Origin of the sequence: Rahnella perminowiae (assembly GCF_019049755.1) — a bacterium.
Classification (GTDB): domain Bacteria; phylum Pseudomonadota; class Gammaproteobacteria; order Enterobacterales; family Enterobacteriaceae; genus Rahnella; species Rahnella perminowiae.
Window position 1 is genome coordinate 1 of record NZ_JAFMOS010000492.1, and the last position, 12,548, is coordinate 12,548.

10 protein-coding genes are annotated in these 12,548 nt (G+C 50.0%); 4 read left to right on the forward strand and 6 right to left on the reverse strand.

Annotated features, from left to right (window positions below; all coding sequences use genetic code 11):
• Positions 1 to 298: 298 nt before the first annotated feature.
• The gene (locus J1785_RS09765; RefSeq protein WP_217219314.1) at positions 299 to 769 is read left to right on the forward strand and encodes a NanQ anomerase/TabA/YiaL family protein; all 471 of its coding nucleotides are present in this window, start codon (positions 299 to 301) and stop codon (positions 767 to 769) included.
• On the opposite strand, the gene J1785_RS09770 is transcribed toward J1785_RS09765, so the two are convergent.
• Together J1785_RS09770 and argF are read right to left on the reverse strand one after the other, a co-directional pair.
• Positions 750 to 2,552 carry a sugar phosphorylase gene (locus J1785_RS09770; protein WP_129954665.1) on the reverse strand — a complete coding sequence of 601 codons (1,803 nt, stop codon included), beginning with the start codon at positions 2,550 to 2,552 and terminating at the stop codon, positions 750 to 752. The genes J1785_RS09765 and J1785_RS09770 overlap by 20 nt on opposite strands.
• 158 nt (positions 2,553 to 2,710) lie before the next feature.
• Positions 2,711 to 3,718, reverse strand: a complete 1,008-nt coding sequence (argF, locus tag J1785_RS09775; protein ID WP_129954664.1) for an ornithine carbamoyltransferase — start codon at positions 3,716 to 3,718, stop codon at positions 2,711 to 2,713.
• A gap of 168 nt (positions 3,719 to 3,886) precedes the next feature.
• Here argF and rraB point away from each other — a divergent pair, with 168 nt between their 5' ends.
• The 3 genes from rraB (at position 3,887) to J1785_RS09790 (ending at position 7,518) form a co-directional block, all read left to right on the forward strand.
• Positions 3,887 to 4,312 (forward strand): ribonuclease E inhibitor RraB, encoded by a 426-nt coding sequence (gene rraB / locus J1785_RS09780; RefSeq protein ID WP_129954663.1) that lies wholly within the window; start codon positions 3,887 to 3,889, stop codon positions 4,310 to 4,312.
• Between the two features lie 201 nt (positions 4,313 to 4,513).
• Complete coding sequence (locus tag J1785_RS09785; RefSeq protein ID WP_217219313.1) at positions 4,514 to 5,944, forward strand: glycoside-pentoside-hexuronide (GPH):cation symporter; 1,431 nt, start codon at positions 4,514 to 4,516, stop codon at positions 5,942 to 5,944.
• 14 nt (positions 5,945 to 5,958) lie between these two features.
• Positions 5,959 to 7,518, forward strand: a complete 1,560-nt coding sequence (locus tag J1785_RS09790) for a glycoside hydrolase family 43 protein (RefSeq protein ID WP_238483165.1) — start codon at positions 5,959 to 5,961, stop codon at positions 7,516 to 7,518.
• 40 nt (positions 7,519 to 7,558) lie between these two features.
• Here J1785_RS09790 and J1785_RS09795 read toward each other — a convergent pair whose 3' ends face one another.
• The 4 genes from J1785_RS09795 to J1785_RS09810 all read right to left on the reverse strand — a co-directional run bounded on the left by J1785_RS09795 (position 7,559) and on the right by J1785_RS09810 (position 12,024).
• On the reverse strand, positions 7,559 to 8,992 hold the full coding sequence (locus J1785_RS09795; RefSeq protein WP_129992004.1) for a 6-phospho-beta-glucosidase: 1,434 nt from the start codon (positions 8,990 to 8,992) through the stop codon (positions 7,559 to 7,561).
• A gap of 63 nt (positions 8,993 to 9,055) precedes the next feature.
• Positions 9,056 to 10,588 carry a PTS transporter subunit EIIC gene (locus J1785_RS09800; RefSeq protein ID WP_129954659.1) on the reverse strand — a complete coding sequence of 511 codons (1,533 nt, stop codon included), beginning with the start codon at positions 10,586 to 10,588 and terminating at the stop codon, positions 9,056 to 9,058.
• A 147-nt stretch (positions 10,589 to 10,735) separates the two neighbouring features.
• A complete protein-coding gene (locus tag J1785_RS09805; RefSeq protein WP_129954658.1) occupies positions 10,736 to 11,476 on the reverse strand; it encodes a MurR/RpiR family transcriptional regulator in 741 nt (246 codons plus the stop codon).
• Positions 11,477 to 11,520: 44 nt separating this feature from the next.
• The gene (locus J1785_RS09810; RefSeq protein ID WP_129954657.1) at positions 11,521 to 12,024 is read right to left on the reverse strand and encodes a GNAT family N-acetyltransferase; all 504 of its coding nucleotides are present in this window, start codon (positions 12,022 to 12,024) and stop codon (positions 11,521 to 11,523) included.
• Positions 12,025 to 12,548 lie beyond the last annotated feature (524 nt).

A 12,548-nucleotide genomic window follows, 5' to 3' on the forward strand; every position in this document is an offset into this window, starting at 1 on the left:
CCTTAAATAACTATGATTAATTTCGGTGGTTTTTGGTTTAATTAAATTTGTGATCTGTTGGTGAGTTTTTAGAAATAGTCCGTAAGACCAACAGGATGAAAGTGCAGCACTGAATGCATTTTCAGGGTTTATGCAATCTGGTTGCATAATCATTGTTTCTCCGGTCACGGATGACGTTCTGTCGCAAAATATTCCCCAGGAAGTCAAAATTTTGATCCCGCTCTGGCAACCGGACAGCAAACAGGATTAGTATTTATGAAACGCTGTTTCACTCATGCATTACAAACCCGAGGTTATGATGATCACAGGAAACATCCACGCGCTGCATCTTGTCCCTTATCTGCCCGCTGAACTGCGCGAGGCCATTGAATACGTTAAACAACACATCACACCACAGACGCCGCTGGGCAAACACGATATCCGTGGTGACGACGTCTTTGTGCTGATTTCCAATGATTCGACGGCACCGCAGGCTGAACGCCGTGCTGAATTCCACGCGCGTAATCTGGATATTCAGATTGTGCTGAACGGCACCGAAGGCATGACATTCAGCAATTTACCGGCAGGGTATGTCGATACCGACTGGCTGGAAGATAAAGACATTGCGTTCCTGGCTGCCGGTGAGCAGGAAAAAACCATGATCATGCAGACCGGTGACTTCGTGGTGTTTTATCCGGGCGAAGTGCATAAACCCCTGTGCGCCGTCGGCGAACCGGCCAACGTACGTAAAGCCGTGGTGAAAATGAACGTCAGCGCATTGTCCGCTTAATGCCTATTGTGTAGCGCTTTGTGCGCTTGATCAGCTTCATCCGCCAGCGACGCAGCCTGCCGAGACGTTCCGGCGCTTTGAGTTTGTGTTTGATCCATACTACCTGCCACGGCCGGAGACGCATCTGGCCGTTAAAGACTTCTCCGCCAATCAGATCCTTCCCCTCGACTGCCAGCTTCAACATCTGAGAATGATCGCTGATATTGAATATGCAGCTGATCCGGTCTTCAGTTTTTGGATCATAGCGTTCCATTGCAAACAGGGATTTGCCCAGATCAAACACGCGCTGGCCAGCCTGTGGTGAAAACGCCGGATGTTCGCGGCGGTGCCTGATGAGTGTCTGTAACCCGTAAAAAATGCGGGCACGCAAGCCGTCTTTTTTTTCCAGTTCAGCTTCAAGGGTCGTCAGATCCAACTTTTTACGGTTGATACGGCGGTTGATCCCGGACTGGTGCATGCCGTCAAGATCGTTCTCACTGCCCAGCAGGCTGTGAATATAAATCGCCGGGACGCCGATAAACGACAGCAACAGCGCCTGGGCTGCCAGAAACTTGCGGGCTTTCATTTCGGTACTGTCTTCCGGCTCGGTCAGTGCGCTCAGGTAATTAATGTTCAGTTCATAAGGGGAATGCGTGCCGTCACCGTTGTCTTTATAGGATACGCGGCCTTCCTTACGCAGTGTCTCCTGCGCCATGTATTTACGTTCGTCATCGGTCAGGAAGGTTTCGGTCGGGCGTAAACCGATGCCGTCGTGGCTGGCAAGGAAGTTGAAATAGGTGGTGTCCGGGTAACGCGCTTCCGCATTCAGGCTCTTCGCCCACTGGGTCAGTGTGGTGGTGTCCTGACGCAGAAAAGCGTACAAGGTCAGCGGCGGCAGCGGGAACTGATACACCATATGTGCCTCGTCACCTTCGCCGAAATAACTGATATTTTCGTGATGCGGGACGTTGGTTTCCGTAATGATCCGCGTGCCGGGGATCACTTCATCGAGAATGGTGCGCCAGACTTTAATAATATTGTGCGCCTGAGGCATGTGAATACAGCGCGTCCCGGCTTCCTTCCAGATATAGCCAATCGCATCAAGGCGGATCGACTGCCCGCCGCTGGCGGCGTACTGCAACAGCACATCGATGCTTTCCAGCAGGACCTGCGGATTTTTGAAATTAATATCCACCTGATCTTCACTGAACGTCGTCCACAGATATAACTCGGTGCCGTCGGTTTTGATAAATGGTGAGAGCAGCGGCGAAGCGCGCGGGCGTACGACGCGGCTGTAATCCAGCTCAGGATTAGCGGCAATAAAGTAATCTTTGTAATACGGATCGTCATGCAGATAGCCTTTCATCCACTCGCTTGAGCGTGAAATATGATTGATCACGCAGTCAAACATCAGGTTGAAATTGGCCGAAAGGTGATGAATATCTGACCAGCCGCCGAGATGTTCATCGATCCGCCGGTAGTCAATGACGCTGAATCCATCGTCCGAACTGTAGGGATACATCGGCAGTATATGGATATCACTGATGATGTCGCGCAGATAGGTGTTGGCGAAGTGATTGAGCGTCGCCAGCGGTGGTTGCTCGCCGTGACGGATATTATCGCCATAAGTAATCAGATAAACGTTGGTGCCATCCACCCAGCCGGTGGTGCGGTGTTTGCCGTAATTCCATTTGTCGGCGAGATGCAGGATTTTTTTCAGCAGGTCGGCGATGTGTTCCCGGGGGTAAATCCTGCTTAGCAGGCTTTCCAGCCGCAGGACATACTCAAGATTCACTGAGCTCATATCGGTTCCTTCTTCTGCATTTTTGTTTTTTTGATGAAACGCTTTAAAAAGGTTAGTTGAAAATGCGGTCTTCTGACGGGAACGGGCGGGATAAAGTGCAAAATGATGTAAAGATTACGGCGTGCAGGAAAGTTATCCTTGCTGCACGCCGGGAAAAATCAGTGGTTAGCGAGCGTGGCAACCATTACCGCTTTGATCGTGTGCAGACGATTTTCCGCCTGATCAAACACTACGCTGTGGCGGGATTCAAAGACGTCATCGGTGACTTCCATCCCTCCGTGCAGGCCATACTCTTCTGCCATTTGTTTGCCAAGTGTGGTCTGGTCGTCATGAAATGCCGGCAGGCAGTGCAGGAATTTCACCTGCGGATTGCCGGTCAGCGCCAGCATCGCGCTGTTCACCTGATAAGGACGCAGCAGATTAATGCGTTCTTTCCACACTTCTTTCGGCTCCCCCATGGAAACCCAGACGTCGGTGTAAAGGAAATCAGCATCTTTCACGCCGGTTGCGATATCTTCGGTCAGGGTGATGCTGCCGCCGTTTTCTTTCGCCAGGTGTTCACAGGTGGCGACCAGTTCGGCTTCCGGCCAGCAGGCCGAAGGCGCAACAAGGCGCAAATCCAGTCCGCATAACGCCGCAGCCTCCAGCAGGGAATTGCCCATATTGTTACGGGTATCTCCCAGATAGGCCAGACGCATGCCTTTCAGCGGCTGGCCCGGCAGATGTTCCTGCATGGTCAGCAGATCAGCCAGCAGTTGTGTCGGGTGAAATTCGTTGGTCAGGCCATTCCATACCGGTACACCGGCATAGTGGGCCAGAATTTCCACTTTATCCTGCCCGTAACCGCGATACTGAATACCGTCGTACATGCGCCCGAGGACGCGGGCGGTATCTTTCATCGATTCTTTATGGCCGATCTGGCTGCCACTTGGGCCGAGATAGGTGACTTTTGCGCCCTGATCGTATGCGGCAACTTCGAAAGAGCACCGGGTGCGGGTTGAGTCTTTTTCGAAGATGAGCGCGATGTTTTTGCCTTGCAGACTGGCTTTTTCGGTGCCGTTCTTCTTAGCGGCCTTTAATTCTGCGGAGAGTTTCAGCAGTGACGAAATCTCTGACGGGGTAAAATCCAGTAACCTGAGAAAATGACGTTTACTCAACAAACTCATGATGTCGCTCCATAGCGCGTAAGCATTTCGGATTGAATTTAAATTCAATTTAACTGTATGAATATGCAAATACAACCCCGCAGTAAAAACTTTGTCGTTTATAGTGGAGACGCGCCCTGCGGTGTGTGAAAATAGCGTACAAACGTCACATTGATTGAGGACAGAGATATGGCAAACCGTGAATTGCTGGAAGAACAACGTGAAGAGACTCGCTTAATCATCGAAGAACTGCTGGATGATGGCAGTGATCCTGACGCGCTTTACACTATCGAACACCACTTATCTTCAGAGAAATTTGACGTTCTGGAGAAAGCGGCCGTCGAAGCTTTCAAACTGGGTTATGAAGTTACTGATGCTGAAGAGCTGGAAGTGGAAGACGGTTCAGTCGTGATGTGCTGTGATGTAATCAGCGAAATCGCGCTGAAAGCGGAGCTGATCGACACCCAGGTTGAGCAACTGATGAATCTGGCCGAAGCCAACGGCGTCAGCTATGACGGCTGGGGCACTTACTTCGAAGGCGATGACGACGAAGAAGGTGAAGACGGCGAAGATGAAGATTTTGTCGACGAAGATGATGACGGAAAGCGTCATTGATTTTTTCTGAATTTGAAACAAAAGGCTGCTGAATTAAGCAGCTTTTTTTATTTCTGCATAACCCCCCTTCTCTTTGTGAGACGCCTCTCGTTTGGTAAATTTCATAAACCATAAGCAAAATATGGTTAAATTCAACACAGCTGCCAAAAGTTAACATACCAATTCTGAAAGATATTCTACCTCATGGTTTGGAGTCAGATTATGGCAGCCGTAAAGAAATTGTCTGTTATAGAAAAACTCGGTTTTGGTATGGGTGACGCCGCTTGCGGGATCGTTTATTCCTCGGTCACGATGTTTCTGACCTACTTTTATACTGATATCTACGGGCTCTCCGCCGCCGCTGTCGGGGTGATGTTTCTGGTTACGCGCATTCTGGATGCCGTGAGTGATCCGCTTACCGGCATTATCGCTGACCGTGTAAAAACCCGCTGGGGGCATTTTCGCCCGTGGCTGATATGGTTTGCCATTCCTTATGCAGTGCTGGCCGTAATGACCTTCACAACGCCTGATTTCGGTCATTCAGGCAAACTGCTTTACGCCTACATCACTTACTCATTGCTGATGCTGTGTTACACCTTTATCAATATTCCTTACTGCGCCCTGGGAGGCGTAATTACGACGGATGATAAAGACCGGCTCTCTGCACAATCTTATCGTTTTACCATCTCCTCTCTGGCCGGTTTACTGGTTTCTGTCGGCACCCTGTGGCTGGTGGATTATTTCGGTAAAGAAAATCTGCAGGCAGGATATCAGGCGACGATGGCGATAATGGGCGCAATTGCTATTTGTATGCTGGTGTTTTGTTTTTGTTTCACTAAAGAACGGATCACGGCGGAGGATACCCGTGAGGTGTCGGTTCTCAGTGATTTGAAAAAGCTGCTGTCCAATGATCAGTGGCGTATTGTCGCCATCATTACCTTTTTCTCCAGTATGGCCGGGGTGATGCGCAGTTCCGCAACGTTGTATTACGCGACGTATCTGATGCTGGATAAGGGACAGAGTCTGATCAGTGGCACGGCGATGAAAAGTACGTTTATCACGACCAGCGTGGTCGGCACGATATTTGGGGCAATAGCAGCGGGATATTTTGCCCGGCGTTTTAGTACACTGACGATGTTTAAAAATATCAATTTGCTGTTGGTTCTGGCGGGCGTCGTGATGTTTTTTGTACCGCCGAAACTCCTGCCAGTAATTTTTCCGCTTTATTTCATTATCGGTTTTTTACACCAGATGTATCAGCCGTTTAAATGGAACATGATGGCCAATGCGGCGGATTATGGAGAATGGAAAACAGGACGTCGTATTACGGGCCTTTCTTTCTCCGGCAATCTGTTCGCGTTAAAACTGGGAATGGCCTTTGCGGGCGCTTTCGTCGGGTTCTCACTTGGCTGGTTTGGTTATCATGCGGGAGCAGAAACACAAACCGCTCTGGCGACCACGGGTATTATTGGTCTCCTGACCGTGGGGCCGTCGGTGTCCTATCTCATTCTTTATTTCCTTGCCCGTTTCTACAAACTCGACGATACCACCATGAACAAAATCCAGAATGATCTGGCAAAACGCAGCACTGAGATCGCCGACAGGCAGGAAAATAAACCTGACCTGATCCCGGCGGGTCTGGTGGCGAAATAATGGAGATAACCTCAATGGATGATGTATTAAATTCAGGCTGGCAACCCGATTTGGGTGACGGGCATTATCAGAATCCTGTCTTGTATGCGGATTATTCAGACCCGGATATTGTCTGTGTGGGCGACAATATTTACATGGTGGCTTCAAGTTTTAACCATATTCCGGGCCTGCCTGTTCTTCACTCAACAGATCTGGTGAACTGGAAAATTATTAACCATGTTGTGCAGCGGATTAACTATCCCGCCTACGACAATATGCAGCCCGGCAAAGGGATCTGGGCACCGAGTATTCGTTATCACAACGGGCTGTTCTGGGTGTTTTACAGCATGCCTGATGAAGGCATTTTTATGTCTTACACCGCAGACCCGGCCAAAGACTGGAGCGAGCCGCATTGTATTAAAGCGGTGAAGGGCTGGATCGATCCTTGCCCGTTCTGGGATGACGACGGGCGCGCATGGCTGGTTCATGCGTTTGCTTACAGCCGTTCCGGGATTAAACATCAGCTACAGCTTTGTGAAATGGCGCCCGATGCGACATCTCTTCTTGATGAGGGAAGCATCATTTTTGATGGCGCGGTTTCCCATCCGACCATTGAAGGGCCAAAAATGTATTGGCGTAATGGCTGGTATTACATCTTCGCTCCTGCCGGGGGCGTCGAAAGTGGCTGGCAGACTGTATTACGTTCGCGACAGATTAACGGCCCGTTTGAGGCCCGGGATGTGTTGCATCAGGGCACCTCGAAAGTGAATGGCCCGCATCAGGGCGGATGGGTCGAGCTGAAAAACGGGGAATGCTGGTTTATGCATTTTCAGGATGCTGCACATAATGGCCGGATAGTGCACTTACAGCCCATGCGCTGGAAGCATGATGACTGGCCGGAAATCGGTGAGAAGGTTGATGACGCAGGGCCCGGGCAACCCGTGTCGGTTTACCCAAAACCCATGACGGGCAAAGAGGGTAAATCCTGCAAACCGCAAACAACTGACCGCTTTGCTGACGGCCGTTTTGGCCTGCAATGGCAGTGGCAGGCGAATCCGCAACGTGACTGGATTATTCCGTCACCGGAGGGGCTGAAACTGGTCTGCCGGCCTTTTGGTGCGCGGTCTTTGTACGACACACCCCAACTCCTTTTGCAGAAATTATCCGCACCTCAATTTACGGTAACTACGCGTCTGACTCCGCATTTTAACCACGACGGGGAACAGAGCGGCTTGATTGTCTATGGCGAGAGATATGGAGCGGTTTCGGTGTGCCGGCAGGAAGGCGGATGGGCGCTGGTGTTTGATTTCGGCTGGATGAGCGATAAAGGTGTTCTGAGTCAGAAAAGAACCGTGCTGTCGACGCTCATCCGCAACGAAGCGGTGTTCATCAGAGCGGAGATATTGCAACGTGGTGTCTGTCATTTCTCTTTCAGACAGATCGAAACCGAAGAGTGGAAAACCGTTGAGCCACAACTAGCAATTTCAGCGGGGAAATGGGTAGGGGCAAAAATCGGCATTTACTCTGCCGCGTCCGGACTGGACTCAGATGCAGGATACAGCGAGTTCTCGTATTTCGAGGTAAAACGTTACTAGTCATAAAAGCCAGCTCCGTCAGGAGCTGGCTGTCTACGATTTAAAGCACCTCTCCGTTACTCTCAATCACTTTCTGATACCAGCCGAAGCTCTCTTTTTTAGAGCGCGCCATGGTGCCGGTGCCGTCATCGTTCTTATCGACGTGAATAAAGCCGTAACGTTTGCTGTACTGGCCCGTGGTAAACGACACGCAGTCGATGCAGCCCCACGGCGTGTAGCCCATCAGATCCACACCATCTTCCAGTACGGCTTTTTTCATCTGCTCAATATGGGCTTTCAGGTAGGCGATGCGGTAATCATCATGAATGATGCCGTCCTCCCCCGCTTTGTCGATAGCGCCAAAGCCATTTTCGACAATAAACAGCGGCTTCTGATAACGTTCGTACAAGATATTCAGTGTGTAGCGCAGACCCACCGGATCAATCTGCCAGCCCCAGTCAGAAGCTTTCACGTGCGGATTCGGTACGCTGCCCGCAAAACCGGACAAGCCGTTATCATCACTGGGATTGTGTGCCGATATGGCGTTACTCATGTAATAGCTCAGGCCGATATAATCTGCGCAGCCGTCGCGCAGCGCCTGTAAATCGCCGTCTTCCATGTTGATGTTAAAGCCGCGTCGTTCCCATTCTTTCAGCGTATAGGCCGGGTAATAACCGCGCATATGAACGTCGCTGAACAGGAAGCGTTCGTGCATCGCTTCGACGGCATACATCACATCGTCCGGGTGGCAGGAAAACGGATACAACGGCACCATGGCGATCATACAGCCAATCTGGAAATCCGGATTGATGTCATGGCCGAGTTTGACCACTTTGGCGCTGGCCACAAACTGATGATGCAGCACCTGATACATCGTTTCTTCCGGATTTTCCTGTTCGGTGAATACCACACCGGAGCAGCAATAACCGAACAGCGGATATTTCCAGTTACGCTGGTTATTGATCTCGTTGAACGTCATCCAGTATTTCACTTTGCCTTTGTAGCGTTCCATCACCACCTGGCTGAAGCGTACAAAGAAATCCACCACCTGACGGTTTTTCCATCCGCCGTATTCTTTCACCAGATGCCACGGCATTTCGAAGTGGGAAAGGGTGATGACCGGCTCGATATTGTATTTGAGCAACTCATCGAACATATCATCATAGAATTGCAGTCCGGCTTCGTTTGGCTGTAATTCGTCACCGTTCGGAAATATACGCGTCCAGGCAATCGAAGTGCGGAAGCATTTGAAACCCATTTCAGCGAATAAAGCGATGTCTTCTTTGTAATGCGAGTAGAAATCGACGGCTTCATGGTTTGGATAGCTGTAACCTTCAAGCACGCCGTCGGTCATCACGCGGTCAACGCCGTGTGCGCCGCCGGAAAGCACATCGCAGATACTGATGCCTTTACCGCCTTTGTTCCAGCCGCCTTCAACCTGATGCGCCGCAACCGCGCCGCCCCATAAGAAATCCTTTTGTAACTGATGGCTCATTTGATTCTCCTCGATACCTGGTGAGGGCAGAGTGCTTCTGCCCTGTAGAACGTAATCTGTGACTTAATTCATTTCAGCCTGGGTGGCGCGTGGTGTTTCTGCCTGCGGTTTTTGGGTTGCGGCGACATCCGGCTCATCTTTGAAGCCGACCAGCCAGGTGAACAGCGCGCCGAGGACAAACGCGACGGTAATCGACAACAGGAAACCGAGGAACTGCGGCATATGGCCTTCTTTGAAGAACACCGGCAGTACGGCGATACCCGGCAGGCAATAGCTCCACGACACCGCATTAAAGGAACCGGCAATCGCGCCGCCGATACCACCTGCTACGCAACTGCACAGGAACGGTTTTTTCAGGCGCAGCGCCACACCGTAAATTGCCGGTTCCGTGATACCGAACAGACCGGTGACGCCAGCAGACAGTGAGATACCTTTCATTTCGCGACTGCGGGTTTTCAGGTATACGCCAAACATGCTGCCGGTCATGGCGAAGACGGCAGACGCCTGCAGACCGGTAAAGGTGTCATAACCCAGCGTGGCGTAGTTGCCGACGGTGACGGGTGTAATGCCCCAGTGAACCCCCAGGGTGACCAGTGGCTGCCAGAAAGCTCCCACCACAAAACCGGCAATCGTCGGGCTGAGGTGATAGAGCGTGTTGTAAACGCCGCCAATAGCACCACCAATCAGATTACCCACCGGCCCGAACACCAGCAGCGTCATGGGCACCATAATCGCGATACAGAACATTGGCGTGAACAGGTTACGGATCACCACCGGCAGGAATTTATTAAAGAAATGCTCGATATAAGACATCGCCCAGACCATCAGAATGATCGGGATAACGGACGCGGTATAGCTCAGGTATTTCACCGGAATCCCCAGGAAATCCAGAGTGGGTGCCGAAACCGGAATGCCGACAACATTCTGTAAAATGTTGGCGATATCAGGATTACTGACTGCTTCGCGCATCAGTTGTTGCATGGCCGGGTCAGCGGAGTTGACCGACGTGATTTTGAACGCCGTCAGCATATTCATGTAATCGGGGCTGATCAGTGCACAGGCGGTAATGACGGCGGTGAAAGGGTTGACGTTGAATTTTTTCGCGGCGGTGAATGCAATCATCACCGGCAGGAAGGTAAAGGCCGTCCAGGAGACAAAATTCAGGATACGGTAAGTGCCGCTGCTGGCGTCCATAATCCCGACGGCGGCCAGGAAGGAGATAATCCCCTGTAAGATACCGCAGGCGGCAAGCTGATAAAGGAAAGGCGTAAAGATGCTGGAAATAACGTCCATGACACGGCTGACAATACCGACATTTGGCGCTGAAACCGGCGCGTTTTCATCAATCCGGATCAGTTTCAGCACCTGTTTGTAAGCATCGCTCACGTGGTTGCCGATCACCACCTGCATTTGTCCGCCGGCTTCGATAACGGTGATAACGCCTTTCACACGTTTTAATTCTTCTTTATCGACCGCTTTATTATCTTTCAGAACAAAGCGTAAACGTGTGGCGCAATGTGTGATACTAATCACATTATTATCGCCGCCAATATATTTAACGATCTCCTGAGCTGTCTGAGCGTAATCAATAGCCATTATTTATTATTCTCCTGCGGGTATACAGAGGTGAGCTTTTTTGTTTTTTTACTCGTTGGCAGGAGTGTAGCAAAAGAAAGTATATTGTCACGATATAACAAAAATCGAATCGGGTGATTTGTTACTTCTTTAAAACACCCTGTTTTTTCATTGCGCTGAGTCACGTTTTATTAAAGGTAATTTCTTTCCGATAGTCTCGATAATATAAAGTACCGGGATCTGCGTGGTAATATTATATTGCCCTTCGAGGACTATTTGTGGCATGTGGTAAGAGATGTTGAGGTCTGCCATCCGCGCCAGTGTTGAATTCTCGCTGTTAGTCAGGCTGATGATCTGGCAATTATGCTGGCTGAACTGCGTAGCGAAACGCAGCACTTCTTCCGTTTCACCCGAGACAGAAAGAATAATGGCGATGGCATCTTTATACATATCGCTGTTGATCGGGAAATAAGGGTCGTCAATAAAGGTACTGAATTTTCCGACATTAGAGAAAAAGCGTGCGCTATACTTGCCTAATGAACCTGATGTTCCCACGCCCACAAATATAATACGTTGCGCATTGGCAATCTGGCGGGCTGCGTTTTCTAATAATTCATCAAACTCACTGTTATTAATGCTTTTGAAATAACTGATGATCTCACTGATACCAAATGATACCGGTGGCTTTTCTTCATGTTCTAAAAACAGCTTAAAGCGGATGCGGAATTCAGAATACCCCTCGCAGTCCATTTTCTTGCAGAAACGCAAAACGGTCGTGGTCGAGACGCCTGCGGCATCTGCCAGTTCACGAATGGTCATGTACATCGCCTTATCGCCGTTTTTGACGATGTAGTTGTAGACCGTCAGCTCCAGTTCATTTAACGCGGAAATGGCTTTATGTGTGAACATTCAGATGCCTGTTTGCAAAGAGCGGATAAAGGATGAACACGGTGTCAGAGATATTTTAACATCGTCACTTCACAATCAACATGGCCGGTATTGCCAAGTGCGCAATCAATGTGGTGAAAACCCAGACGCTCATACAGTGCAATGGCCTGGGTCAGACTGGCGGTGGTTTCCAGATAGCAGCGGGCAAAACCCTGCTGGCGCGCATGTTCAATAGCCTGTAAGGCCAGTCGTTTTGCCAGCCCCTGACCGCGCAGTGCCGGCATAAAATACATCTTCTGCAATTCACACAGATCACTCTCTGCACCGGATAATGGCGCGACGCCGCCGCCGCCCGCAACCACCCCGTCAAGTTCTACGACCCAGTAGGCGCAGCGCGGCTGACTGTAGGTTTCAAACAAATGATCCAGATTCGGATCCGCGACGGTATAGCCTTTATCGGCGGTCAGGCCAAATTCGGCAGAAACGTGGCGGATCACGTTGGCGATGGCTGCATTATCTTCATGGCGTATCGGTCGCACCCGCACGCTGACAGGAAGGGAGGTCGTCATGTTACTCACTCAGTTTCAATAACAGGTAATCAAACAGACCGTTTTAATACCACCTTAGGGCCTGCTGATGCAACGCCGCAGGCGTTTCCCGGTGGTTTTACTTATCTCAGATGAGCATTTTTCCCCTGTACTGAAGGCAACTATTCTTTGCCTCCAGTACAGGGACATGATCAAACCTTCCTCGTTACACCCGTTGCGATGCCCCTTTCTTCTTTTAAGAAAGGCATTCTGCCAGCCTTTCAGAAGGCCAGATAAAATATCAGTTAATAATCAATACCACGTTAACCTGCGCCAGGTTCAGATTCAGGTTCAGCGCAAAGGCGGAGAGTGTTTAAGAATCGCTATCACTTATCGCTGACGCGTATTATTCCTCGTTATCGGGTAAACAACTTTTCGAACGCTGAATGTACTATTTAGTAATCTTAAATGCTGGTGTATCTGTATGAATGATCGGAAATTTATATGAATTTTCTATTTTTCTAAAAAACGGACAGATTTTCATTCTAATTTGTTAAAGGTATAGT